Origin of the sequence: Streptomyces finlayi (assembly GCF_014216315.1) — a bacterium.
Classification (GTDB): Bacteria; Actinomycetota; Actinomycetes; order Streptomycetales; family Streptomycetaceae; genus Streptomyces; species Streptomyces finlayi_A.
The window spans coordinates 2,398,502-2,422,126 of record NZ_CP045702.1 but is presented as its reverse complement, the minus strand read 5'-3'; the positions used below and the strand labels follow the sequence as shown (position 1 = coordinate 2,422,126).

Below are 23,625 nucleotides of genomic sequence, written 5' to 3'. Positions count from 1 at the left end.
GTCGCGCTTGCCCCATAGTCATTTCTTCGAGTGGACACCTTTCAAGGTGGTACCTCATCATGCGGCAGCATACGCAGGGGCCCATGGTGAACCTTTCGGTTTAGCGCTTCTTGACGTGCGACTCGCTGCGATTTCACTCCCTGATGACCCTATGGATTTTGTAGGCCGTACTCACCCCAAAAATTACCGCAATCAGGGATGCCTGCCCCAAGATTGCCACGCAGGTCCATTTGAGGCTTTCGAGTGCGGAGTCATCGCCTGGGAGGGGTGCGAGGGAGGTTGCCAAGGATGCCGCGAGCAAGGTGATACCCATGTTGTAGCAAGCCATTGCACCCCATGCCGCCTTCCGCCACTCGGCGAAGTCGTCTGCCTGCTCTCTGGCAATCACTTTCTCGTTGGACTCGATCTCCTCATCCGTCCACCAAGATTGCACGTCGGCCAGCGAGTAGTAGTACTTCTGATAGGTGATCCCGAACTGAACGCTGGTGACCAGAAGGATCGCGGATAGGGTCAGAAGGAGGAGCGTTACACCTGGCCAACGGAAGCTCTCTTGAGATGTGAGGATCAAGCCGATAGAGGCTACGCTGAAGCCGGCGAGCAGCGGCGCGGCAACGTAGGTTGCAGAATTCATTGCTGAGCCATATCCCAATGGGGTTGGCTTGGACCACGTCGGTGGAATGAATGGCGCTGAGCGCCTTTCTTTTGCTGCCTTCGTCCTGCCCCGACGATCCACGTCAGACCTCCTCAGCTCTGTCCTCACGATAAGAAGAGATCGGATTCGGGGCACCCGTAGGTGAGCCAGAAGGGTGAACGGCGAAAATGAGCCTTTGCCAACCTCAGCTTGAGGCATTGAGGTGGAGGGCGAGGATGGCTTGCGCGAGTGCGGTGATGCGGATCGTGCTGCCGTCGCCCGACAGGTGGCTCAGGTTGCCGCCCAGAACAGCGACCGGTGGTGTCTTCGACGCGCCCTCGATGACCGGGTTCCGGACGCCAGCCAGGCACGGTGACCGTTCACAGCTCAGCCGGAACTGCCTAGGAACTTCAGGCGCAGGACACTAGCCCAAACCCACCACTCACCCCGGCTCCCATCCCGTCCGCCTTCGACCCACACACCGTGGAGCGGGCGTGGTTCAGGGCGTCAAGGTGGAGCGCGCCACTGTACGAACGACCTTGACGCCCTGGGTCGCGACTGCTCGGCTCTGCCTGGGTCGAAGGTGGTCGGGATGGGAGCCCCACGACGCTCGCCCCGCTCCGGCCGGCACTCGCGAACGGCGCCATCGCCATCCCGGTGCCGTAGCGCCCCCGCCGGAGGCATCATCTTGAAGCCGCGGGCTTGGTTCTCGTCTCATGCCCTACGGGCCTATCCGCTGCGGGCGCGCGTCGGCGGCGGCAGCGCCGAGCGGGCCGGAGGCAGGAGCGCGGGCGCAGCCAGAGCCGGGAAGCGCGCCCGGCGGAGCGGAGCGCAGCCGGGTGCCTTGATGAGGTAGAGAAACCTGTAACTGGGTTGGTCAAACGCCAGGTGCTACCGATGGGCTACTCGCGCTCTGCTTCCAGTGCCTTGAGGATCGGCCCGAGGTCGCCGTTATAGACAATGTACGGCTCGTTCGGCTGCGGAGGTATGAAGCGGGCTCGGTAGCGGAGCAAGTCGCTCTCGGCGAAGTAGATCGAATTGGGGTCGGCCTCATGCTGGGCATTCCGCTTGTTCACGCGGGACCAGAGTTCTTCGTGGTCCGCTTCGAGGTAGACCAGTACTGTGATCGCGCCAGCGTTGGTAGCGATCGAATGCCAACGATCACGGTCTTCGGGAGTCCAGAAGCCGTGGTCCACGACCACGTCCCGCCCAGAACTGAGTTGCTCTCGCAGCTCCTTGGAGATCTCTTCTAGGATCGGGCGTTCGAGGACAGGAAAGACCCCTCGGGGGAAGTCCACCCCGTAGACGCCATGTCGCCGGAACATCTCTTCATCCGGGCAAAGCCTGACGAAGCCGCGGGCTTTAAGTGCACGTGAGAGCGTGGTCTTGCCTGAGCCTGGCAGTCCTGCCATGAGGACGCAGAACGGTCGGGGCGCGCTGACATCGGTCATCACTGGGTGACTTCCGACTCCGTGCGCCACGTACGGCCAGGCCCTCCGAGGTCAACACCGTATTCCACAACGTTGCTCTCGCTGTCGACGAATTTCGCAGTCATTACGACCACCGGTTCCGCCGGCGGATTGGTGGAGTCCAGCTCCAAGAGTTCCGCATCCCCGGGAGTCAGTTGACGTGCTGACGCAGTGTCGATCCGGTGGGTGATCGGTCGGCCGGTGGCCTTAGCGATGAGCTGTAGCGACGTTCCCCCGGTCAGGCGTTCGCTCTCCACCAACTCCGGGATCAGCTCCGCGTACCGGGCAGGGATCCACGATGTGGAGTGCGCGACGATCCCGTGCCTGTCGCGATACACGCGGCGTCGTCTGATCACATCCGAGCCGGGTTCAATGTCCAATACTCGCGCCACATCTGCGGGAGCCGACACCATGGTGGCCTGGTGAGAGTCGGAACGTTCGCCGGATCCCCAACTCGACCCGCTGTGGCGTCCTCGGTCCTGCCGCTGTGCTCCCGAGGACATCGGGGCTGGGTGGTCCAGAACTTCTGTCCCGATCCCGTGAATCCCTCTCACGAGCCCCTCAGTACGAAGCTTGCGCAAGGCTTTTTCGGCGGTCGCGGTGCTGACCTTCCACTCCTGCGCCAGGTTTTTGATGCTGGGAAGAAGCGACCCCGGCTCCAGCTTGCCGGACGCGATCAGCTCCGTGTAGTGGGCGGCAATCCGCGCATACGGCGCTCGATTGCCTGCCTGATCGGATATTTCGTCAGCTCCTTCGTCTCGGTTGGCGACATCCCTAGCGTACCCCTTGACTCCCTAGGGTGCCCTAGGGATGTGTTCGCCGGTGAGTCGGTCGATCGCAGACTGTCGAATCCAGCGCGCATAGAACCGCGAAAAGTCCTGGTCATGCCAGGAACAGCCAGGGAGCGGCGCTCCTACCGCCAAGCAAGCGCGCCGCCCCCTGTCCCAATCAGGGAGATTCCATCATGCCTGCTTCTGCTGTGGTTGTGCGTCGTTCGGTGCTGGGTCGGGCCTGCCCGGCGTGCGAGGAGACGCGGTGCGCCGATCCGGCTGAGTGCCTGTACTTCCTGACTTCTCGCCCCTGGGCGGACTGCTCGGAGTGCGCCGGGTCCGGCTGGGCCGGTGAGGACGACTGCCTGTCGGTGTTCTGCTGGGTCTGCAACGGTTCCGGGCTGGAGGAGCACACCGCCCGCTCCATCGTGCACGCCACCATCACCCCCCGGCCCCGCGCCCGCCTCCTCGCCCACATGGAGCGCCTGACCGCCGAGGTTTCCAACTCCGTGGCGGTGGCCGCGTGAGCATCTTCGACGACGCCCTGTTCGGTGAACGCCCCGACGCGGCCGAGCTGGCCGACGAAGTGCGGGCCGAGCGCATCGGCATGTTCCTCGACGCCCACGACGTCCGCCCCTACACCCGGTTCTTCACCGTGGTCGATGACGCGCACTACGCCGAGGAAGACGCCAAGGTGCGCGGCCTCTACCCGCCCATCGGGCACGGCTACCCGAAGGAGGACGACCAGTGACCTCCTTCCCCGTCGACCCCTCGGCCGTGGCCGGTACTGCCGCCATCGTGGGCACCGACCCGCTGACCCTGGCTGACCTCTTACGCGTCGCCAACGCCCCCGGCTTCGACCGGTGGCAGGAGCAGGTACGCCGTACCGGTGGCTGTTCGGACCCGATCCACCTGGAAGGCATGACCACCACCCGCCACGCCAAGACGGGGCAGGTGCTCTACTCCTACAGCACCCAGGGCGAACCCGGCGGACGCCTCCGTGTCGCGTGCGGGAACCGGCGGGCCTCCCGGTGCCCCTCCTGCGCCTGGACCTATGCCGGAGACACCTTCCACCTCATCCGCGCCGGACTCACCGGCGACGTGGCCAAGGGGACCCTGGTCACGGTGCGCACGCACCCCAAGGTCTTCGCCACCCTCACCGCCCCCTCCTTCGGTCCGGTCCACAACCGGCCCACCAAAGGTGTCTGCCGCTGCGGCACCGACCACCCCGAAGACTCCCCGCTCCTCGGCACCGCGCTGAACCCGGGCACGTACGACTACGCGGGGGCGGTGCTGTGGAACAACCACGCCGGGGACCTCTGGCGACGGTTCACCATCTACCTCCGCCGTGAGGTCGCCGCCCGCGCCGGCCTTTCCCAGAAAGCCGCCTCCGAGGAGTGCCGGGTCTCCTTCGGGAAGGTCGCGGAGTTCCAGAAGCGCGGCGCGGTGCACTTCCACGCCATCGTCCGCCTCGACGGCCCCGAAGGACCCGACACCCCGCCCCCGGGCTGGGCCAGCGTCGCCCTGCTCACCGACGCGATCCAGGCGGCAGCCGCCCGCGCCACTGTCCCCCTCCCGGCCTCCGGCGACCACCCGGCCCGAACGCTGGCGTGGGGCCCGCAGGTGGACGTACGGCCCATCGGTGCCGGAAATGCGAATGAGGACCTGTCGGAGGAAGCAGTGGCGGCTTACGTGGCGAAGTACGCCACCAAAGCCGCCGAGACCACCGGCACCGTAGACCGCCGCATCGGAGAACTCGGGGAACTGGACAAGCTCCCCGGCCTGCCCGACCACGCCCGGCGTCTCATTGAAGCCTGCTTCGTCCTGGACGACGCCTTCCCGGACCGGATGCTGTGGCGCTGGGCCCACATGCTCGGCTTCCGGGGTCACTTCTCCACCAAGTCCCGCGCCTACTCCACCACCCTCGCACTGCGCCAGGTCCGCGCCGACTACCGGGCCCGCCAGGAACGCCGCGAACGCGGCCTGCCCGACCCGGACGATGCCCCGGAGGGCTCCACACTGACCCTCGCCCACTGGACGTATGCCGGGCACGGCCACAGCCCCGGCGAATCCTGGCTCGCCGCGACCATCGCCCGCGACATCCAGACCAGCCGCACCACCGCCCGCGAAGCCCGCGCCGAACTCGAAGACCTAGACCACCTCGACGCGGTGGAGGTGTGGGCATGAGGCGAGCGCTGCCCGACCGCTATCTGACCCCGCTCGACCTGGCAGACCTCCTGGGCGTCCCCGTCGAGACGGTCTACCAGTGGCGCCGCAAGGACACCGGTCCCCGCGGCTTCCGCGTCGGCCGCCACCTCCGCTACGACCCCGAAGACGTCCGCGCCTGGGTCGCCTCCCTCATGGACAAGGAAGCCGCCTGATGGCCGGACACATCCAAGACCGCTGGTACAAGACCGAGCCCGGACCACACGGCAAGGCAGTACGCGTCAAAACCGACCGTCACGGCATCGGCCTGCGCTACCGCGCCCGCTACGTCGGCCCAGACGGCACCGAGAAGTCCAAGAGTTTCCCGGATAGGCAGAAGCGCAAGGCGGAGACCTGGCTGTCCAACATCGAAGCCGACATGTCCCGAGGTCAGTACATCGACCCGCGTGCTGGTCGTCTTACGGTTCAGCAGCATGCCGACCGTTGGTTGGGGTCTCTGACTCAGGACCCGGGTACGTTCGTGGGCACGAAGCAGCGCATCCGCCTGCATGTGCTGCCCTACCTGGGGAGCCGGTCGCTCGATTCGCTTCGGCCCATCCACATCCGGGAGTGGCTGAGGAAGCTCGAAGACGCGGGGGTTGCCCTGTCTTACCAGCGGGTCATCTTCGCCAACCTCAACGCGATGCTGGGGGCGGCCGTGGACGACCGCCTGATCCCTGAGAACCCGTGCCGCTCGTCCTCGGTCAAGACTCCCAAGCCCGAACCGCGCCGGATCACGCCGTGGTCCCGGCAGCGCGTATTGGCGGTGCGCTCAGAGCTGCCCGCCAGGTATCGGGCCGTAGTGGACTTGGCCGGCGGGTGCGGCATGAGACAGGGCGAAGTGCTCGGCCTCTCCGTGGATGACGTGGACGTACTCGAAGGCGTGGTTCACATCGTTCGGCAGGTCAAGCTCATCAACGGACGGCAGGTGTTCGCGCTCCCCAAGGGAGGCAAGACGCGCACGGTCCCGTTGCCCGAAGTTGTCGCTCGTGCTCTTGAGGCGCACCTCGCGGAGTTCGCGCCCAAGCCCGTGACGTTGCCGTGGCGGTCAGTCGACGGCCCGCCAACCACAGCCAACCTGTACTTCCGCAACGCTGAAGGTCGCGCCGTGATCCGCACCACCTTCAACACCAAGGCATGGCAGCCCGCCCTGGACGCTTCCGACGTACCGCGCGGTCGAGAGAACGGGATGCACGCCCTACGGCACTTCTACGCGTCCGTCTTGCTGGACGCGGGGGAAAGTATCAAGGCGCTGTCCGAGTACCTCGGGCACCACGACCCGGGGTTCACCCTGCGGACGTACACCCACCTCATGCCTGGCAGCGAGAAGCGCACGCGTGAGGCGGTGAACCAGGCATTCGGGGACGGCCCGAAGCCCGGTCACGGCCCCACGACGGCCCAGACCGACTGAGGAAGGGAGGAAAGTGCAGGTCAGGTGGGAAGTCCCGTCAGTAGCGCTGGTTGAGATAGCCCAGCAGCTCGTGGTGGAGCAGCCCGTTGGAGGCCGCCGCGTTACCGCCGCCGGGGCCCGAGACGCCGTCCAGGCTGGTGAACTGCCCGCCTGCCTCCTGGACGATGATCGCGTTCGCGGCCATGTCCCACAGCGAGAGCTCGGGCTCCGCGCAGATGTCCACCGAACCCTCGGCGACCATCATGTACGGCCAGAAGTCCCCGTATCCCCGTGTCCGCCAGCAGGCCCGGGTGAGGTCCATGAAGCCGTCGAGCCGCCCCTGTTCCTCCCAGCCGCTCAACGAGGAGTACGCGAACGAGGAGTCCGCGACACGCTCCACCTTCGACACGTGGAGACGGGTGGCGGAGGTCAGGCTGCGGCCGGAGAACGCGCCGGCGCCCTTCGCCGCCCACCAGCGGCGGCTCAGCGCCGGCGCCGACACCACGCCGACGACGGGCTGGAAGCCGTTCTCCCCGGCCTCCATCAGGGAGATCAGCGTCGCCCACACGGGCACGCCGCGTACGTAGTTCTTGGTGCCGTCGATCGGGTCGATGACCCAGCGCCGGGGGCCCGTGCCCTCGATCCCGTACTCCTCGCCGAGGATCGCGTCGCGCGGGCGGGCCCGGTGCAGATGGCCCCGGATCAGCTCCTCGGCGTGTTTGTCGGCCTCGCTCACCGGCGTCATGTCCGGCTTGGTCTCGACCTTCAGGTCGAGGGCCTTGAACCGGGCCATCGTCGCCGCGTCGGCGGCGTCGGCCAGGACATGGGCGAGACGCAGATCATCGTGGTAATCGGGCATGTCGTCACAGTATCCACAGCCACCGACCAGGGCTACAGGGCCCTGGTGACCCGGACCGGCGTGCAGGCCTTCGCTCGAACGCCGTCGTCCCGTGGGCCGGTCAGTGCGAGGAGCCGGAGAGCTGGAGACCGATGACGCCGATGATCACCAGGGAGATCGAGACCAGCTTGAGCGTGGACACCACGTCGTCGAGGAAGACCATCCCGTAGATCGCGGTACCGGCAGCGCCGATTCCGGTCCACACGGCGTACGCCGGGCCCACGTCCAGCTTCTTCAGCGCGAGCGTCAGCAGTCCGAAGCTGCCGAGCGCGAACACGCAGAAAGCGATCGTCGGCCAGAGCCGGGTGAATCCGTGCGAGAGCTTCAGGCACACCGCGAAGCCGGTCTCCAGGATCCCCGCGACCACGACCAGCAGCCATGCCATCGCCGGTTCCCCTCCCACGTAGTGACCGCTTGGTCTCGCTGGGTGCGATTATGCACTTACCAGTCTTGGGAGTCGGCAAACGTGCGCGAGTCGCACGAATCCGTCAGTCGCCCTCGCGCCGCTCCCGGGTGGCGAGCAGCCGCCGCAGTGAGTCGAGCCGTGCCGGGTCGGCATGGCCCTCCGCCACCCAGGCGTCGAGCGCGCATTCCGCCTGCGACTCGTCGTGGTTGCAGCCGCGCGGGCACTTCTCGGTTCCGGGCTCCAGGTCGGGGAAGGCCAGGATGACCCGGGACGGATCGACGTGGTGCAGTCCGAAGGAACGCACACCCGGGGTGTCGACCACCCAGCCGCGCCCGTCCGGAAGGGGGAGCGCCATTGCCGACGTGGTGGTGTGCCGGCCGCGGCCCGTGACCGCGTTGACGACACCGGTCGTACGCCGCATGTCCTTCGGTACGAGGGCGTTGACCAGGGTCGTCTTACCGACTCCGGAGTGCCCGACGAAGGCGGTGATCTTGTCGTTCAGCTGCTCGCGCACGATCTCGGCCGCACCACCGTTCTCCAGCTCCTCGCGGCTGGTGACGATGTACGGGACGCCCAGCGGCGTGTACGCGGCCAGCAGCGCGTCCGGCGAGGCCAGGTCCGACTTCGTGAGGACGAGGAGCGGAGTGAGTCCGCCGTCGTACGCCGCGACGAGACAGCGGTCGATCATGCGCGGACGCGGTTCCGGGTCGGCGAGGGCGGTGACGATCGCCAGCTGGTCCGCGTTGGCGACGACCACACGCTCGTACGGATCGTCGTCGTCGGCCGTGCGCCGCAGGACCGAGCGGCGGGCGCCGATGCGGACGATGCGGGCCAGGGTGTCCTTCTCGCCGGAGAGGTCACCGACGATGGAGACGTTGTCGCCCACCACGGCGGCCTTGCGGCCCAGCTCGCGTGCCTTCATCGCCACCACCGTGCGACCGTCCACGAGACAGGTGAGCCTGCCCCGGTCGACGGTGAGGACCATGCCCTCCTGGGCTTCCTCGTGCTTCGGCCGGGTGTGCGTACGCGGCCGGTTGCCCTTGGGGTTCGGGCGGACGCGGATGTCGTCCTCGTCGGGGTTCTTGCCGTAGCGCCGCATGTCCTCAGGCCCCGGCCGTTCCGGTGGAGGCGAGCATCGCGGTCCACATCTGGGGGAAGTCCGGCAGCGTCTTCGCGGTCGTGCCCACGTTCTCGATCTCCACACCCGGTACGGCGAGGCCGATGACCGAACCGGCCGTCGCCATCCGGTGGTCCTCGTACGTGTGGAAGGTGCCGCCGTGCAGCGGGCGCGGCCGGATGTGCAGGCCGTCGGCGGTCTCGGTGACATCGCCGCCGAGCTCGTTGATCTCCTTGGTGAGCGCAGCCAGCCGGTCCGTCTCGTGCAGCCGCAGATGGGCCACCCCCCGCAGGGTGGACGGGGAGTCGGCGAGAGCGGCGACGGCCGCGATGCCGGGCGTCAGTTCGCCGACCTCGCCGAGGTCCACGTCGATGCCGTGGATGCGGCCCGTTCCCGTGAAGGTGAGTCCGCGCTCGGTCAGCTCGCAGCTGCCGCCCATCTCGGTGAAGATCTCGCGCAGCGCGTCACCCGGCTGGGTGGTGCGCAGCGGCCAGTCCGGGACGGTGACCCGGCCGCCGGTGACCAGCGCGGCCGCGAGGAACGGCTGGGCGTTGGAGAGGTCCGGCTCGACGGTCAGATCGCGCCCGAGCAGCGCGGAGTGGGCGACCCGCCACACATTGGGCTCGCCCCCGGTCTCCGGCTCGTCCACCTGCGCGCCGACGGACCGCAGCATGTCCACGGTCATCCGGATGTGCGGCATGGAAGGGAGCACCGAGCCCGTGTGCCGTACCTCGACGCCCTGATTGAAGCGGGGGGCCGACAGCAGGAGCGCCGAGACGAACTGGGAGGACGAGGAGGCGTCGATCTCCACCGGGCCGCCGTCCAGCGCACCGGCGCCGTGGACGGTCAGCGGCAGTGCGCCCCGGGCGTCGTCGTCGATCCTGGCACCCAGGGTGCGCAGTGCGTCGATCACGCCGTCCAGGGGGCGCTCGTAGGAGCGGGCGTCGCCGTCGAAGCGGATGGGGCCGTCGGCGAGGGTGGCGACGGGCGGGAGGAAGCGCATGACCGTCCCGGCGTTGCCGACGTCGACCGTGGCCGGGCCGTGCAGGCCGGCCGGGATGACCCGCCATGCCTCGCCGGAGCCGTCGGGGCCGATGCCCTCCTCGATGCCGACGCCCATCGTGCGCAGCGCCTGGGCCATCAGCAGCGTGTCGCGGGAGCGCAGCGGGCGCCGCAGCCAGCCGGGCTCGCAGGAGAGGGCGGCCAGGACGAGTGCCCGGTTGGTGACCGACTTCGATCCGGGCACGGTGACGGTCGCGTCGACGGCTCCGCTCGCGTGAGGGGCGGGCCAGAGGGCGGGGTGCACGGCACTTTCGGTCATGGCCCTCACTTTAATGGCTCCGCGCAAACCCAGATCTTGATCAAACAGGAGGAAACCGGGGTGAAACGTGAGGGTGGTAGGGGCTGTACGGCGCCGTCGGCCGTCAGAGGCCGAGCATCCAGCGGCCGCCGCCGATCAGTGAACAGAGGGACACCGCGTGGAAGAGGAACAGCCAGAGAGCGGCCGGCGCGTCCGTCAGCCGGGCCAGCTGGTCCGCGTCGGAATCCGGCGCACCGCCGTGCCGCCGTTTGGACTGCAGCTCGAACGCGGGACGGACGCCGCCCAGCAGCAGGAACCAGACAGCGGTGTACGCGAAGAATGACTGCCAGGCGGCGGATGCCAGCCAGGACACCAGCAGGAACGTCGCTCCGGTGAAGATCACCGTCAGCGCCCCGTACACATTGCGGATCATCACCAGCATGACCGCGAGCAGCGCCGTGGCCAGCCACAGCAGCAGCGTGATCCGGCCGTTGACCAGCAGCCACGCCCCGCCGAGTCCGAGGAGCGGCGGCGCCGTGTAGCCCGAGGCGGCCGTGAGGATCATGCCGATGCCGGTGGGCTTGCCCCGGCTCACGGTCAGCCCGCTGGTGTCCGAGTGCAGCCGGATGCCGGAGAGCTGCCGCCCGGTGACGAGGGCGATCAGCCCGTGGCCGCCCTCGTGCGCGATGGTGATCGCGTTCCGCGAGAGCCGCCATATGAGGTTCGGTACGACGGCGGCGAGCGCGACCGTGGCGGTCACGACCACGAGCCACTGCTCGGGCAGCGGCTGGGTACCGAAGACGCGATCCCACAGATGGCCCAGATCAGTGCTGTCCATAGGCCGGGCGGCTCCTTGCGTTCGTGACGGGGGGTCGTGGCAGTCTGGCACTTATGTGCGGACGGTATGCAGCGAGTCGGCGGCCCGAGGATCTGACCGGGCTCTTCGGGGTGGACAAGTGGGAGCCGGCCGAGGCCCTGGAGCCCGACTGGAACGTGGCGCCGACCAAAGAGGTCTACGCCGTACTGGAACGTCCTGTGAAAGACGCGGATGACCAGCGTCCGGTTCGCCAGCTCCGGACATTGAGGTGGGGGCTCGTGCCCTCCTGGGCGAAGTCGCGGGAGGGCGCCGCCCGCATGATCAACGCCCGCGCCGAGACGGTGCACGAGAAGCCGTCCTTCCGCCGCCCCTTCGCCTCGCGGCGCTGCATCCTGCCCGCCGACGGCTACTACGAGTGGGTCACCGGCGTGGAGGAACGCCAACTGGAGGAGAAGGGCAGGAAGAAGCGGCCCCGCAAGCAGCCGTACTTCGTGACGCCCGCCGACGGATCGGTCTTCGCGATGGCCGGGCTCTACGAGTTCTGGCGCGACCGGTCCCTTCCCGACGACCACCCCCAGGCATGGTGGGTGACCTGTTCGGTGATCACGACCGAGGCGGAGACGACCCCGCTCGCGGTCGCCCCCGCCGAAGGGCCCTCAGCGCTCGCCGACATCCACCCCCGGATGCCCCTCATGCTGACGCCGGACCGCTGGGACGCCTGGCTCGATCCCGCGCGCACCGACGTCGAGGAGCTGAAGGGGCTGCTCACCCCGCCCCCCGGCGGGCTGATGCGGGCCTATCCGGTGACCACGGAGGTGAGCAACGTCCGCAACAACGGGCCGGAGCTGCTGGAGGAGCTGGCGGCGCCGGAGGTGGCGACGCTGTTCTGAGGCCCGGAATTGATTGGATGGCCCTGTGACTCGTGCAGAGAAAGTGCAAACGGTCGACACGGACGCCGGGCCCGCCCGGATCACCTGGTCGCTCCCGACCGGAGCCCGCCTCGTGCTCGCCCTCGGCCACGGCGCGGGCGGCGGCATCGAGGCCCGCGACCTGAAGGCCCTGGCCGCCGTACTGCCGGGCGAGGGGGTGGGTGTCGCCCTGGTGGAGCAGCCGTGGCGGGTGGCGGGCAGGAAGCTCGCTCCCGCTCCGAAGACGCTGGACACCGGATGGCGGGGGCTGTGGCCCGCGCTGACCGCCCCGGGGCTGCCGGTCGTCGCCGGCGGGCGCAGCGCCGGTGCCCGGGTCGCCTGCCGCACGGCGTCCGGGCTCGGTGCCCGTGCCGTCCTCGCGCTCAGTTTCCCGCTGCACCCGCCGGGCAGGCCGGAGAAGTCCCGGGCGGACGAGCTTCTCGGCGCGGGCGTACCCGTGCTCGTCGTGCAGGGCGGCAACGACCCGTTCGGGCGGCCCGCCGAATTCCCGCCGGGGGAGTACGAGCTCGCCGAGGTGGAGTACGGGGACCACGGCTTCGCCGTACCGAAGCGGTCGGGGCTGAGCGAGGATCAGGTGATGTCGGTCATCACCGGCGCCGTAACCCGGTGGACGGCCTCTCTGGTGTGACCCGCCTCCTGGGAATGATGCGTGAGGGGCCGCTGTTATCCGGGACGTCGGTACAACAACGTCGTTTGTGGAGAGGGAGTCCGTCGCATGGGTTCGACCATCTGCCCGCGCCGCTCGAACACTGCTGACCTGGAGTGGACGGTGCTGCATGCGGCCAAGACCACTCCCGAGCGGGCACTGAGCGGATCGGATCGACAGCCCGCCTCGAAGCAAGGTCGACTATTCTCCGATTCGAGCGGGTCCGGTTTCGGCTCCGCCACATCGTTGGAGGAGGTGGGTCCGGTCACTGGGACCGACACAGGGACCGACGACGGCCGCGCGGAGGAGACCACCGCCGAGCGCAACGCGCGTTTCGAGCGGGACGCTCTCGGGTTTCTCGACCAGATGTACTCGGCCGCGCTGCGTATGACGCGCAATCCGGCCGATGCCGAGGACCTGGTCCAGGAGACGTACGCCAAGGCGTACGGCTCCTTCCACCAGTTCCGCGAGGGCACGAACCTCAAGGCGTGGATGTACCGCATCCTTACCAACACGTTCATCAACTCGTACCGCAAGAAGCAGCGCGAGCCCCAGCGCAGTGCGGCCGAGGAGATCGAGGACTGGCAGCTGGCGCGCGCCGAGTCGCACATGTCGACAGGTCTGCGCTCCGCCGAGTCCCAGGCCCTCGATCATCTGCCGGACTCGGACGTGAAGGCCGCGCTCCAGGCGATCCCCGAGGAGTTCCGCATCGCCGTCTATCTCGCGGACGTAGAGGGCTTTGCCTACAAGGAGATCGCGGACATCATGGGGACTCCCATCGGTACGGTGATGTCCCGGCTGCACCGCGGACGCCGGCAGCTGCGCGGCATGCTGGAGGACTACGCCCGTGAGCGCGGGCTCGTCCCCGCCGGTGCCGGTGAGTCGGACGATCGGAAAGGCTCGGCCTCATGAGCTGCGGAGAGCCGCACGAGACGGATTGCTCAGAGGTTCTCGACCATCTCTACGAGTTCCTTGACCATGAGATGCCCGAGGGCGACTGCACGAAGTTCGAGGTGCACTTCGAGGAGTGCAACCCGTGCCTGGAGAAGTACGGCCTGGAGCAGGCCGTGAAGAAGCTGGTGAAGCGCTGCTGCGGTCAGGACGACGTCCCGACGGACCTGCGCTCGAAGGTGATGGGCCGGATCGACCTGATCCGCTCGGGCCAGGTGGTCCCGGAGCAGGACGTGTCGATGGACACCGCCGGTATGCCGACACGCGCCGCGGAGTAGCCGCGCACCACCGCCGTATCCGGAGGGCACGCCGTTACGCGGCGGGCCCTCGGGCGTATCACCCGGTCTCCGCGGCCGTCACCCGAATGTGCTAATCGGACTCGTCGGGGCTCCGTCGCCCACCCAACTCGCTAGCCTGGCGCCTCCATTGAGCACGCGGGGGACGGGCGGTACGGGTGAGGGGCACACCGGGAGCGGCGCGCGTGTGCATTCTGGGCGCGGTGATGTGTGCCGCGCTGTGTGCCTGGCCGGTACGGGAACCGGGCGCCGGTACGCCGTGGGGCACGCTCGCCCTCCTCACCGGGTTGTACCTGGTCTGCGAACTTCCCGGGCGCTGCCCCTTCTTCGGCAGCTCCGTGCCGATCAGCGCGGGCTCGTTCTTCCCGCTGCTGCTCGCCGCCGCGTTCCTGCTGCCGCCGGCCGCCGCCGCGCTGGTGGCGGTTCCCGGTGCGCTCGCCGGCCGGGTGGAGCAGCCGCCGTTCGCGGCCCGCCGGATCTGGCGGGCCGCACAGCTGTCGGTGACCGTGTGGGCCGCCGCGTCCGCGCACGCCGTGCTCGGCGGGCCCGGGGCGCTCGGCGGGAGCGGAGCCCTGGGCGTCCCGGACTTCCCGTACGCCCTGCTGCCCGCCTGCGCCGCGGCCCTCGTCTTCAGCCTCGTACTGACCGCGCTGGACGGCTGCATCCTCGTCACGGCCGAGCGGCAGCCCGCCCGGCACGCCTGGCGTGGACTGCTGCCGCACTCGGTTGGCCCGCACCTCGTGCACGCGCTCGCCGGGCTGATGACGGCCGTCCTGTGGCGCAGCTCGTACGGTCCCTTGTCGGCGCTCTTCGTGCTGCTGCCGATGTACATCTCCTGCTGGGTCTTCGCCCAGTACCACCGTGAGCACGCCGCGCACCGGGCGACGATCAGGGCGCTGGTGCAGGCCGTCGACATCAAGGACAAGTACACGCGCGGGCACAGCGAGCGGGTGGGCAAGGCGTCTGTGCTGATCGCCCGCGAGCTGGGCATGGAGGAGAGCCGGCTGGAAGCGCTCCGGTTCGCCGGGATCCTGCACGACGTGGGCAAGCTGGGCGTTCCCACCCGGGTCCTGCGCAAGGACGGGCCCCTCACGCCGGAGGAGCGGCGGGTCATCGAACTGCATCCGGAGTACGGACACGAGATCGTCCGGGGCATCGGCTTCCTGGACGAGGCGCGGGCGGCGATCCTGCACCACCACGAGCGGCTCGACGGCAGCGGCTATCCGTACGGGCTCAGCGGGCTGCAGATTCCCGAGTTCGCGCGGGTCGTCGCCGTCGCCGACGCCTTCGACGCGATGACGTCCACCCGGTCCTACCGGCGGGGGCGGCCCGTGCCGGCGGCGGTCGCGGAGCTGGAACGGTGCGCGGGCAGCCAGTTCGATCCACGGATGGTGGGGGCGCTGGCCCGGGGGCTCGCGCGGCACGGGTGGTCGGGGGCGGCCACGGCGGTGACGGCGGACGAGGCGGTGGTGCCGGTGCCGGGTGCTCGGGTGGAGGGCGGGGACGGGAGGGCTGGTGGCGTCCAGGGGCCGCGTTGTCCTCGATCGCCGGACGGGCTCGGTTCTGCCGGGGTTGGTGGTGAGGAGCGGGGCGGGGGTGTGGAGGGGGCTGGTGGTGAGGTGCGGGGTGGTGAAGGCGCGGGTGGTGGCGGTGGGGGAGGCGGCGGCGGCCGGGGGCCCCGGTCCGGGGAGCGGGCCGGGTGAGCCGGGGTCACGGGCGGGACGGTGCGCGTTCTGCCGTGGTGGCCGTCCGGGGGGCCGCCCTCGTGCTCACCGTCGCGGCCTTCGCCCACACGCTCTGGTACGGGATCGCCGAGCCCTGGCACGCCCTCACCTTCGCCGCCCTCGTCGTGACCGGCGAGCTGGCGCGCTGGGGCGCCCTGCCCGGTGAGCGGGAGCCCGCGCCTCTCGGGGCCGCCGGGGCCCTCGCGTACGCCCTCCTGGGACGCAGCGGCGGGGAACCCACCACGCACGGGGCGCTCCAGGTGGTCGCCGTCGTCGTCGCCGCGCAGCTCCTCGCCGCTGTGCCCCACGTGGCACGCGGCAGTGGACCCGCCCCCGATCTGGCTGCCCGCCGTGTCCTGACCGTCGGCTTCGCAGCCGTGTGCTTCCAGCCGCTGTACAACTCCGGTCAGTCGGGCCGCTGGTTCGGCGAGGGTCCGTACTTCGTCCTCTTCCTGCTCCTGCTGCTGGCCCTGACCGCGCTGTGCGACGCCGTGCTCGCCGCCCTTCTGCTGCACTCCCGCACCCGCTATCCCTACGGTCCGCTCCTGAGGGACGAGCTGCGGACCCTCGTCGGCATCGGCTCGGCGGTCTGCGCGACCGGCTCGGTCATGGCCATCGGAGTCGCCGTCGCGGGGCTCTGGGCGCTGCCCGTCCTGTGCCTACCCCTGCTGCTGGCCCAGGTGTCGTACCGGAGGTACGCGGCGGTCCGCACGACCTACCGGCAGACCATCGCCTCCCTGGCCCGGTCCACGGAGATCGCCGGCTACACCCCGCACGGGCACGCCCGCCGCGTCGCCGAGCTCTCCACGGCCGTGGGCCGCGAGCTGGGCCTGTCCGGGCGGGAGCTGACCGTCCTGGAGTACGCGGCGCTGATGCACGACATCGGTCAGCTCTCGCTCGTGGACCCGGTGGCCGAGGGGGCCACCGCCACCCTGCCCGCCGCCGATCAGCGCCGGATCGCGCTCCTGGGCGGGGCGGTGGTCCGTCAGACCGGGGTGGACACCGCGGTCGCCGTGGTGGTGGAGCAGCAGGCCGATCCATACCGGGAGCAGCCCATGGCCGCCAGGATCGTCCGGGCGGTCAACGCATACGACGACCTGTGCGGGGAAAGTGCCATCGGGCCGCTCGGCGCCCTGGAACAGCTCAGACTGGCCACGGGTCACGACTACCAGCCCCAGGTCGTGGAAGCGCTTGCCGGGGTCCTGGCACGAGGCGGTCCGACCCAGGTCCGGCCTGAGTAACCCATGGGTAATGAGCGGGCGTCCGGCCGGGCATGGTTGGATGCGAAAGTAGAGCGGAAAACGAGGGTGTCCAGTCGGGACAGGCGGGAATCGTGAGGATCTTCGGGAAGGTACGGCATCGGCCCTCCGCCTCTTGGCGGCAGGCCACGGACCGCGCGTTCACGCTGATCGGCGACGGCCGGTACGAGGACGCGGGGGCGCTGCTGACACGCGCGGTGGACCTGGAACCCTGGCTCTCCGAGTCCTGGTTCAATCTGGCGCTGCTGCACAAGTTCAGGCACGACTGGGAGCAGGCGAGAGCCGCCGGTCTGCGGGCCGTCGCGCTCCTGGACCGGGAGTCCGGGGCGCCGGACTGGTGGAACGTCGGGATCGCGGCCACCGCGCTCCAGGACTGGCCGCTGGCACGCCGGGCCTGGCAGGCGTACGGGCTGAAGGTCCCGGGCAACGGGCAGTACGGCGCGGCGGCCACCAGCGAGCCGCTCGGCATGGAGCTGGGCAGCGCGGCGGTACGGCTGTCGCCCGAGGGCGAGTCCGAGGTCGTCTGGGGGCGCAGGCTGGACCCGGCACGGATGGAAGTGCTGTCGATCCCGCTGCCCTCGTCCGGGCGGCGCTGGGGCGAGGTCGTCCTCCACGACGGGGTGCCCAACGGTGAGCGGGTCACTGCCGCCGGGCCCTCGTATCCCGTCTTCGACGAGATCGAGCTGTGGGCGCCCTCTCCGGTGCCCACCTGGGTGGTGCTCCTCGAAGCCGCGACCGAGGCGGACCGGGACGCGCTGGAGCAGCTGGCGTCCGACGCAGGGTTCGCCGCCGAGGACTGGTCGTCATCCGTACGGCTGCTCTGCCGTACCTGCTCGGAGAGCAGGATGGAGAGCGACGAGGGCGACGGCGAGCATCTCGACCCGCACGACCACAGTGAACCGGGCCACCCGGGTCCGCTGGGCCACCGCACGGCTGGTGGCCTCTGGGTGCCGGAGCGTGAATGCGGCCTCGCGGCGCCCCCGGGGCTGGTGCGCGGGCTGCTGGACGGCTGGGTCGCGGACAGTCCGGACAGCCGTGAGTGGCGGGATCTCGAAGAAGTCTGCTGAGCGGTGCCCGTAGGCTGTACGGGCACCGAAACCCGGTGCCGGTTGTCCCGAAGTTCACGGGTATCAGGTTTGCAGGAAGGCGTACGGCGGACATGGCGCAGCAGGAGACGGACGAGCAGATCAGCGTCGACGACGAGGGATTCCTCGTCGACACCGAGGACTGCGAGGCGCGTGAGGCGGCGTACCGCGAGCGCGGTACCTCGCGGCCGATCACGGTCGTGGGCAACCCGGTACTCCACAAGGAGTGCGCGGACGTCACCGCGTTCGACGGCGAGCTGGCCCGGCTGATCGACGACATGTTCGCCAGCCAGCGGACGGCGGAGGGTGTGGGTCTGGCCGCCAACCAGATCGGCGTGGACCTCAAGGTCTTCGTCTACGACTGTATGGACGACGACGGTGTGCGGCACGTCGGTGCGATCTGCAATCCGGTGCTGGAGGAGCTGCCGCCGGCGGAGCGCGTCCTCGACGACGCCAACGAGGGCTGCCTCTCCGTGCCGACGGCGTACGCCGGGCTGGCCCGCCCCGACTACGCGGTGGTGCGCGGCCAGGACGCCAAGGGCAACCCGGTGAGGGTGCGGGGCAACGGCTACTTCGCGCGCTGCCTCCAGCACGAGACGGACCACCTGTACGGCTACCTGTACATCGACCGGCTCTCGAAGCGGGACCGCAAGGACGCGCTGCGGCAGATGGACGAGGGCACGCCCCGCTACGAGGTCGTTCCCAACGACTGACCGCTCGCGCTCCGTGGACGGGGTCCGGTCGCCGGTACAGCCGGCGGCGGGACCCCGTTCCCGTTCCCGTTCCGGTTGCGGTCAACCGCTGTTCTTCCCTGCCTGGTTGACGCGCGTCGACTCGTCCGACAGTCTCAGCCCCAACACCTCACCGTGGTAGGGAGTACCCCATGCTCAGACGCACCGCACATGCCTTGCTCGGCCTTGTCATGGCCATGGCTTTCGCGATCGGCGGAGTCGTACTGACCGCCGGTCCCGCACAGGCCGACGGCTGTTACACCTGGACCAGGACGCTCTCGCCCGGCGCCACCGGCAACGATGTCACCCAGCTCCAGATCCGGGTGGCCGGATACCCCGGATACAACGCCGTGCTCGCCATCGACGGCTCGTACGGGCCGTCCACCACCGCGGCGGTCAAGCGCTTCCAGGCCGCCTACGGGCTCACCGCGGACGGAGTCGCCGGCCCGGCCACCCAGTCCAAGCTGTACGCGCTCCAGGACGACGACTGCACCCCGGTCCACTTCACGTACCCCGAGCTCAACAACTGCAACAGCACCTGGGCGGGCGGTGCGGTCGCCGCAGGCACGGCCAAGGCCAACGCCCTGAGCTCGATGTGGAAGCTGGAGGCGCTCCGCCACGCGCTCGGTGACGCGTCCATCCGCGTGACCAGCGGCTTCCGGTCCTACTCCTGCAACTCGGCGGTCGGCGGCGCCTCGAACAGCCGCCATCTGTACGGTGACGCCGTCGACCTGGGCTCGGGACCGCACTCGCTGTGCACCATCGCCAAGCAGGCCCGCTACCACGGCTTCAACGGGATCCTCGGCCCGGGATACGCCGGCCACGGTGACCACGTCCACGTCAACCAGGGGCCCAACCGCTTCTGGTCGGCGTCGAGCTGCGGCATCTGAGCCGCGTACACCACCTGTCCAGCACCGCCGCCCCGTCCGGGAAGTCCGGGCGGGGCGGCGCGCGTCCTGGGCTCAGGCCACCCCGGTCGTCGCCGACGGGCCGCGGAAGGTCCGGCGGTAGGCGTGCGGAGTGATGTCCAGCGAGCGTACGAACTGGTGGCGGAGCGCCGCCGCGGTGCCGAAGCCGGTCCGGTCCGCGATGGCCTCCATGGTCTCGTCGGAGCCTTCCAGCAAGTGCTGCGCCAGCAGCACCCGTTGGCGCAGCAGCCAGCGGTACGGAGTGGTCCCCGTCTCCTGCTGGAAGCGGCGCGCGAAGGTGCGCGGTGACATGTGGGCCAGACCGGCGAGCTGTTCGACGGTCATCTCCTGGCCGATGTGGCGCTCCATCCAGGCGAGCGTGTCACCGACGGTGTCGCACGCGGCCCGGGGCAGCGGGCGCTCGATGTACTGCGCCTGCCCGCCGTCGCGGTGCGGCGGCACGACCAACGACGGCCCGGCGCCACACGGCCGGTCACGGCCGCCCGGCGCCCCTCCAACGGATCGTGGGCCAGGGTTCACGGCATTAGAAGTCGTCGTCGAACCCGACCGAGCCCTCCACGGCCACCTGGTACGCGGACGGCCGGCGCTCGAAGAAGTTCGTCAGCTCCTGGACGCCCTGGAGCTCCATGAACGAGAACGGGTTCTCCGAGCCGTACAGCGGGGCGAAGCCCAGGCGGGTGAGGCGCTGGTCGGCGACGCACTCCAGGTACTGGCGCATCGACTCGGTGTTCATCCCGGGCAGGCCCTCACCACACAGGTCCCGGCCGAACTGCAGCTCCGCCTCGACGGCCTCCTTCAGCATGTCGGTGACCTGCTGCTGGAGGGCGTCGTCGAAGAGCTCCGGCTCCTCCTTGCGGACGGTGTCCACGACCTCGAACGCGAAGTTCATGTGCATCGTCTCGTCACGGAAGACCCAGTTGGTTCCCGTGGCGAGGCCGTGCAGCAGACCGCGGGAGCGGAACCAGTACACGTACGCGAAGGCCCCGTAGAAGAACAGCCCCTCGATGCAGGCCGCGAAGCAGATCAGGTTCAGCAGGAAGCGACGCCGGTCGGCCTGTGTCTCCAGCCGGTCCAGCTTCTCGACCTCGTTGATCCACTTGAAGCAGAACCGCGCCTTCTCCCGGATCGAGGGAATCTCCTCGACCGCGTCGAACGCCGCCGCGCGGTCGTCCGGGTCGGGCAGATAGGTGTCGAGCAGCGTCAGATAGAACTGGACGTGCACGGCCTCCTCGAAGAGCTGCCGGGACAGGTACAGCCGCGCCTCGGGCGAGTTGATGTGCTTGTACAGCGTCAGCACGAGGTTGTTGGAGACGATCGAGTCACCCGTCGCGAAGAAGGCGACGAGCCGGCCGATCATGTGCTGCTCGCCGGGCGACAGCTTCGCGAGGTCCGCCACGTCCGAGTGGAGGTCGACCTCCTCCACCGTCCAGGTGTTCTTGATCGCGTCGCGGTAGCGCTCGTAGAAGTCCGGGTACCGCATGGGCCGCAGGGTCAGTTCGAAACCCGGGTCGAGCAGGTTCTTGGTCGCGTCGGAACTCATCACTGACAGGCCTCGCAGGACTCGGGGTTTTCCAGGGAGCAGGCGATCGCGTCCGCGTCGGGCGCGGCCGTCTGGGCGGGGACGGGGGCGGCGGACGCCGCGCGGGCGATCCGGGTGGCCGGGCGCGAGCGCAGGTAGTACGTCGTCTTCAGCCCCTGCTTCCAGGCGTACGCGTACATCGAGGAGAGCTTGCCGATCGTCGGCGTCTCCAGGAACAGGTTCAGCGACTGACTCTGGTCGAGGAACGGCGTACGGGCCGCCGCCATGTCGATCAGTCCGCGCTGCGGGATCTCCCACGCCGTGCGGTACAGCGCCCGCACGTCCTCGGGGATCCACGCGAAGCCCTGCACGGAACCGCTGGCCTCGCGCAGCGCCTCACGGGTCCGCGCGTCCCACACGCCGAGCTTCTTCAGCTCGGCGACGAGGTAGGCGTTGACCTGGAGGAACTCACCGCTGAGCGTCTCGCGCTTGAAGAGGTTGGAGACCTGCGGCTCGATGCACTCGTACACCCCGGCGATCGAGGCGATCGTCGCCGTCGGCGCGATGGCCAGCAGCAGGGAGTTACGCATCCCGGTCGTCGCGATCCGGGCGCGCAGTGCGTTCCAGCGCTCCGGCCAGTGCAGCGCGGTGGCGTAGTGGTCGGGGTGCAGGACACCGCGGGCGGTGCGTGTCTGCGACCAGGCGGGAAGGGGCCCGGAGCGCTCGGCGAGGTCGCAGGACGCCTCGTACGCGGCGAGCATGATCCGCTCGGAGATCTTCGTGGACAGCGCCCGCGCCTCGGGGGAGTCGAACGGCAGCCGCAGCTGGAAGAAGACGTCCTGGAGCCCCATCGCGCCCAGGCCCACCGGGCGCCAGCGGGCGTTGGACCGGCCGGCCTCCTCGGTCGGGTAGAAGTTGATGTCGACGACCCGGTCGAGGAAGGTCACGGCGGTGCGGACCGTGGCGTCCAGGCGCTCCCAGTCGATGTCGCCGTCGGCCACGAACGCGCCGAGGTTGACCGAACCGAGGTTGCAGACGGCCGTCTCGCCGTCGTCCGTGACTTCGAGGATCTCGGTGCACAGGTTCGACGAGTGGACCACGCGGCCCGGCTCGGCGGTCTGGTTGGCCGTGCGGTTGGAGGCGTCCTTGAACGTCATCCAGCCCTGACCGGTCTGCGCGAGCGTACGCATCATGCGGCCGTAGAGGTCCCGGGCCGGCATCGTCTTGCGGGCCAGCCCCGCCGCCTCGGCGGCGCGGTACGCCGCGTCGAAGTCGTCGCCCCACAGGTCGACCAGCTCGGGCACGTCGGCGGGCGAGAACAGCGACCACGGGCCGTCCGCGTCGACCCGGCGCATGAACTCGTCCGGAATCCAGTGCGCCAGGTTGAGGTTGTGCGTACGCCGCTGGTCCTCGCCCGTGTTGTCGCGCAGCTCCAGGAACTCCTCGATGTCCGCGTGCCAGGTCTCCAGGTAGACGGCGGCCGCGCCCTTGCGGCGGCCTCCCTGGTTGACGGCGGCGACCGAGGCGTCCAGCGTCTTGAGGAACGGCACGATGCCGTTGGAGTGCCCGTTGGTGCCGCGGATCAGCGAACCGCGGGCGCGGATACGGGAGTACGAGAGGCCGATGCCGCCCGCGTGCTTGGAGAGCCTGGCCACCTGGTGGTAGCGGTCGTAGATCGAGTCGAGCTCGTCCAGCGGCGAGTCCAGCAGATAGCAGGAGGACATCTGCGGGTGCCGGGTGCCGGAGTTGAAGAGCGTGGGGGAGGAGGGGAGGTAGTCGAGCCGGCTCATCAGGCCGTACAGCGCGGCGACCTCGTCCAGCGCCTCCGGTGAGTCGTCCTCGGCGAGGCCGGACGCGACGCGCAGCATGAAGTGCTGCGGGGTCTCGATCACCTCTCGGGTCAGCGGGTGGCGCAGCAGATAGCGGCTGTAGAGGGTCCGCAGCCCGAAGTAGCCGAACCGGTCGTCGGCGCCGCCCACGAGCGAGGCGCCGACCAGGGCGTCGAGCCGGGAGGCGTGGACCCGGACGAACTGTGCGGTGCGGTCCGCGATCAGTCCCTCGCGGTGCCCGACGGCGACCGAGGCCGAGAAGGAGAGCGCGCCCTGGCCTGCCGCCTCGTCCGCGATGGTGCGGGTGAGGAGGCGTGCGGCGAGCCGGGAGTAGGCGGGGTCCTCGGAGATCAGGCCGGCGGCGGCCTCGGTGGCCAGCGAGCACAGCTCGGCCTCGTCCGACCGGGCGTTGCGGCCGCGCAGTGCGGCGGCGGCGACGCGTCCGGGGTCGGTGTCGGGCAGATCCGCCGTCAGTTCGGTGAGGGTCCGCAGGAGTACGGTCCCGGGGGCGTCCGTGGACTCGGCGGTTCCGGTGTTTCCGGCGGACTCTGCTGCTGAAACCGGATCGGCTGGCGCGATGGTCACGCGGTGCTCTCCCTCGCTCGGCTCCGGCCAGGCGGGGAACGGGGGCAGCCGGGCAGCGTGGGGCCCGGAGGCGGCAGCACTGCGTGCGGCGTCCACCGGCCCATCCACGAGGCCCGGACGTCTGTGCGCCCGGTTCGGT

General features: G+C 69.6%; 24 protein-coding genes and 1 pseudogene. 14 read left to right on the top strand and 11 right to left on the bottom strand.

The genetic code is table 11. The annotated features are described in order from the left end of the window. Positions 1 to 133 precede the first annotated feature (133 nt). From F0344_RS10930 to F0344_RS10920, 3 genes are all read right to left on the bottom strand, one after another. Positions 134 to 631, bottom strand: coding sequence for a hypothetical protein (locus tag F0344_RS10930; RefSeq protein ID WP_185298594.1), 498 nt, complete (start codon positions 629 to 631; stop codon positions 134 to 136). Between the two features lie 902 nt (positions 632 to 1,533). After that, positions 1,534 to 2,082 (bottom strand): AAA family ATPase, encoded by a 549-nt coding sequence (locus F0344_RS10925; protein WP_185298593.1) that lies wholly within the window; start codon positions 2,080 to 2,082, stop codon positions 1,534 to 1,536. Then, the gene (locus F0344_RS10920) at positions 2,082 to 2,840 is read right to left on the bottom strand and encodes a GntR family transcriptional regulator (RefSeq protein ID WP_185302621.1); all 759 of its coding nucleotides are present in this window, start codon (positions 2,838 to 2,840) and stop codon (positions 2,082 to 2,084) included. Before F0344_RS10920 ends, F0344_RS10925 begins: the two co-directional genes overlap by 1 nt. 224 nt (positions 2,841 to 3,064) lie before the next feature. On the opposite strand from F0344_RS10920, the gene F0344_RS10915 reads away from it, so the two are divergent. The 5 genes from F0344_RS10915 to F0344_RS10895 are packed head-to-tail and all read left to right on the top strand — an operon-like array spanning position 3,065 to position 6,486. Beyond that, positions 3,065 to 3,397, top strand: a complete 333-nt coding sequence (locus F0344_RS10915) for a hypothetical protein (protein ID WP_258049845.1) — start codon at positions 3,065 to 3,067, stop codon at positions 3,395 to 3,397. Next, positions 3,394 to 3,621, top strand: coding sequence for a hypothetical protein (locus F0344_RS10910; protein ID WP_185298592.1), 228 nt, complete (start codon positions 3,394 to 3,396; stop codon positions 3,619 to 3,621). The genes F0344_RS10915 and F0344_RS10910 overlap by 4 nt, the downstream gene beginning before the upstream one ends. Next, entirely contained in the window at positions 3,618 to 5,057 is a 1,440-nt protein-coding gene (repSA, locus tag F0344_RS10905; RefSeq protein ID WP_374940080.1) for a replication initiator protein RepSA, read from the top strand. The genes F0344_RS10910 and repSA overlap by 4 nt, the downstream gene beginning before the upstream one ends. After that, complete coding sequence (locus tag F0344_RS10900; protein WP_185298591.1) at positions 5,054 to 5,251, top strand: helix-turn-helix transcriptional regulator; 198 nt, start codon at positions 5,054 to 5,056, stop codon at positions 5,249 to 5,251. Before repSA ends, F0344_RS10900 begins: the two co-directional genes overlap by 4 nt. Beyond that, complete coding sequence (locus tag F0344_RS10895) at positions 5,251 to 6,486, top strand: tyrosine-type recombinase/integrase (RefSeq protein ID WP_185298590.1); 1,236 nt, start codon at positions 5,251 to 5,253, stop codon at positions 6,484 to 6,486. Before F0344_RS10900 ends, F0344_RS10895 begins: the two co-directional genes overlap by 1 nt. Before the next feature lie 37 nt (positions 6,487 to 6,523). Here the strand turns inward: F0344_RS10895 and hisN are convergent, their stop codons facing one another. From hisN to F0344_RS10870, 5 genes are all read right to left on the bottom strand, one after another. Further along, the gene (gene hisN, locus F0344_RS10890; protein WP_185298589.1) at positions 6,524 to 7,324 is read right to left on the bottom strand and encodes a histidinol-phosphatase; all 801 of its coding nucleotides are present in this window, start codon (positions 7,322 to 7,324) and stop codon (positions 6,524 to 6,526) included. A 100-nt stretch (positions 7,325 to 7,424) separates the two neighbouring features. Further along, on the bottom strand, positions 7,425 to 7,748 hold the full coding sequence (locus F0344_RS10885; protein WP_185298588.1) for a DMT family transporter: 324 nt from the start codon (positions 7,746 to 7,748) through the stop codon (positions 7,425 to 7,427). 103 nt (positions 7,749 to 7,851) lie between these two features. Beyond that, entirely contained in the window at positions 7,852 to 8,868 is a 1,017-nt protein-coding gene (rsgA, locus tag F0344_RS10880; RefSeq protein ID WP_185298587.1) for a ribosome small subunit-dependent GTPase A, read from the bottom strand. A gap of 4 nt (positions 8,869 to 8,872) precedes the next feature. Then, positions 8,873 to 10,207, bottom strand: coding sequence for a 3-phosphoshikimate 1-carboxyvinyltransferase (gene aroA, locus F0344_RS10875; protein WP_185298586.1), 1,335 nt, complete (start codon positions 10,205 to 10,207; stop codon positions 8,873 to 8,875). A 103-nt stretch (positions 10,208 to 10,310) separates the two neighbouring features. Next, entirely contained in the window at positions 10,311 to 11,024 is a 714-nt protein-coding gene (locus F0344_RS10870; protein ID WP_185298585.1) for a M50 family metallopeptidase, read from the bottom strand. 53 nt (positions 11,025 to 11,077) lie between these two features. Here F0344_RS10870 and F0344_RS10865 point away from each other — a divergent pair, with 53 nt between their 5' ends. The 9 genes from F0344_RS10865 (at position 11,078) to F0344_RS10825 (ending at position 19,514) form a co-directional block, all read left to right on the top strand. Then, on the top strand, positions 11,078 to 11,893 hold the full coding sequence (locus F0344_RS10865) for an SOS response-associated peptidase (protein ID WP_185298584.1): 816 nt from the start codon (positions 11,078 to 11,080) through the stop codon (positions 11,891 to 11,893). 25 nt (positions 11,894 to 11,918) lie between these two features. Next, positions 11,919 to 12,560 (top strand): alpha/beta hydrolase family protein, encoded by a 642-nt coding sequence (locus tag F0344_RS10860; RefSeq protein WP_185298583.1) that lies wholly within the window; start codon positions 11,919 to 11,921, stop codon positions 12,558 to 12,560. Positions 12,561 to 12,833: 273 nt separating this feature from the next. Then, complete coding sequence (locus F0344_RS10855; protein ID WP_195826154.1) at positions 12,834 to 13,490, top strand: sigma-70 family RNA polymerase sigma factor; 657 nt, start codon at positions 12,834 to 12,836, stop codon at positions 13,488 to 13,490. Further along, a complete protein-coding gene (rsrA, locus tag F0344_RS10850) occupies positions 13,487 to 13,807 on the top strand; it encodes a mycothiol system anti-sigma-R factor (RefSeq protein ID WP_185298582.1) in 321 nt (106 codons plus the stop codon). Before F0344_RS10855 ends, rsrA begins: the two co-directional genes overlap by 4 nt. 176 nt (positions 13,808 to 13,983) lie before the next feature. Then, positions 13,984 to 15,528, top strand: coding sequence for an HD-GYP domain-containing protein (locus tag F0344_RS10845; protein WP_185298581.1), 1,545 nt, complete (start codon positions 13,984 to 13,986; stop codon positions 15,526 to 15,528). Then, entirely contained in the window at positions 15,525 to 16,790 is a 1,266-nt protein-coding gene (locus tag F0344_RS10840; protein WP_185298580.1) for an HD-GYP domain-containing protein, read from the top strand. Before F0344_RS10845 ends, F0344_RS10840 begins: the two co-directional genes overlap by 4 nt. Before the next feature lie 92 nt (positions 16,791 to 16,882). Further along, on the top strand, positions 16,883 to 17,875 hold the full coding sequence (locus F0344_RS10835) for a tetratricopeptide repeat protein (protein ID WP_185298579.1): 993 nt from the start codon (positions 16,883 to 16,885) through the stop codon (positions 17,873 to 17,875). A 92-nt stretch (positions 17,876 to 17,967) separates the two neighbouring features. Continuing rightward, positions 17,968 to 18,606, top strand: coding sequence for a peptide deformylase (def, locus tag F0344_RS10830; RefSeq protein WP_185298578.1), 639 nt, complete (start codon positions 17,968 to 17,970; stop codon positions 18,604 to 18,606). A 170-nt stretch (positions 18,607 to 18,776) separates the two neighbouring features. Next, positions 18,777 to 19,514 (top strand): D-Ala-D-Ala carboxypeptidase family metallohydrolase, encoded by a 738-nt coding sequence (locus F0344_RS10825; protein WP_185298577.1) that lies wholly within the window; start codon positions 18,777 to 18,779, stop codon positions 19,512 to 19,514. A gap of 72 nt (positions 19,515 to 19,586) precedes the next feature. On the opposite strand, the pseudogene F0344_RS10820 reads toward F0344_RS10825, so the two are convergent. The 3 genes and pseudogenes from F0344_RS10820 to F0344_RS10810 form a co-directional block, all read right to left on the bottom strand. Next, positions 19,587 to 20,000 (bottom strand): annotated as a pseudogene (locus F0344_RS10820) (helix-turn-helix domain-containing protein); the annotation flags it as partial. Positions 20,001 to 20,076: 76 nt separating this feature from the next. Continuing rightward, positions 20,077 to 21,093: a ribonucleotide-diphosphate reductase subunit beta gene (locus F0344_RS10815; protein ID WP_185298576.1), complete on the bottom strand. Its 1,017-nt coding sequence runs from the start codon at positions 21,091 to 21,093 to the stop codon at positions 20,077 to 20,079. Then, positions 21,093 to 23,486, bottom strand: a complete 2,394-nt coding sequence (locus F0344_RS10810; protein WP_185298575.1) for a ribonucleoside-diphosphate reductase subunit alpha — start codon at positions 23,484 to 23,486, stop codon at positions 21,093 to 21,095. Before F0344_RS10810 ends, F0344_RS10815 begins: the two co-directional genes overlap by 1 nt. Positions 23,487 to 23,625 lie beyond the last annotated feature (139 nt).

Coding starts and splice junctions, on each gene's coding strand:
- F0344_RS10815 (WP_185298576.1), bottom strand. CDS start 21,093: ATGAGTTCCGACGCGACCAAGAACCTGCTCGACCCGGGTTTCGAACTG.
- def (WP_185298578.1), top strand. CDS start 17,968: ATGGCGCAGCAGGAGACGGACGAGCAGATCAGCGTCGACGACGAGGGA.
- aroA (WP_185298586.1), bottom strand. CDS start 10,207: ATGACCGAAAGTGCCGTGCACCCCGCCCTCTGGCCCGCCCCTCACGCG.
- F0344_RS10865 (WP_185298584.1), top strand. CDS start 11,078: ATGTGCGGACGGTATGCAGCGAGTCGGCGGCCCGAGGATCTGACCGGG.
- F0344_RS10925 (WP_185298593.1), bottom strand. CDS start 2,082: ATGACCGATGTCAGCGCGCCCCGACCGTTCTGCGTCCTCATGGCAGGA.
- rsrA (WP_185298582.1), top strand. CDS start 13,487: ATGAGCTGCGGAGAGCCGCACGAGACGGATTGCTCAGAGGTTCTCGAC.
- F0344_RS10930 (WP_185298594.1), bottom strand. CDS start 631: ATGAATTCTGCAACCTACGTTGCCGCGCCGCTGCTCGCCGGCTTCAGC.
- F0344_RS10825 (WP_185298577.1), top strand. CDS start 18,777: ATGCTCAGACGCACCGCACATGCCTTGCTCGGCCTTGTCATGGCCATG.
- F0344_RS10885 (WP_185298588.1), bottom strand. CDS start 7,748: ATGGCATGGCTGCTGGTCGTGGTCGCGGGGATCCTGGAGACCGGCTTC.
- F0344_RS10870 (WP_185298585.1), bottom strand. CDS start 11,024: ATGGACAGCACTGATCTGGGCCATCTGTGGGATCGCGTCTTCGGTACC.
- F0344_RS10900 (WP_185298591.1), top strand. CDS start 5,054: ATGAGGCGAGCGCTGCCCGACCGCTATCTGACCCCGCTCGACCTGGCA.
- rsgA (WP_185298587.1), bottom strand. CDS start 8,868: ATGCGGCGCTACGGCAAGAACCCCGACGAGGACGACATCCGCGTCCGC.
- hisN (WP_185298589.1), bottom strand. CDS start 7,324: ATGCCCGATTACCACGATGATCTGCGTCTCGCCCATGTCCTGGCCGAC.
- F0344_RS10895 (WP_185298590.1), top strand. CDS start 5,251: ATGGCCGGACACATCCAAGACCGCTGGTACAAGACCGAGCCCGGACCA.
- F0344_RS10915 (WP_258049845.1), top strand. CDS start 3,065: ATGCCTGCTTCTGCTGTGGTTGTGCGTCGTTCGGTGCTGGGTCGGGCC.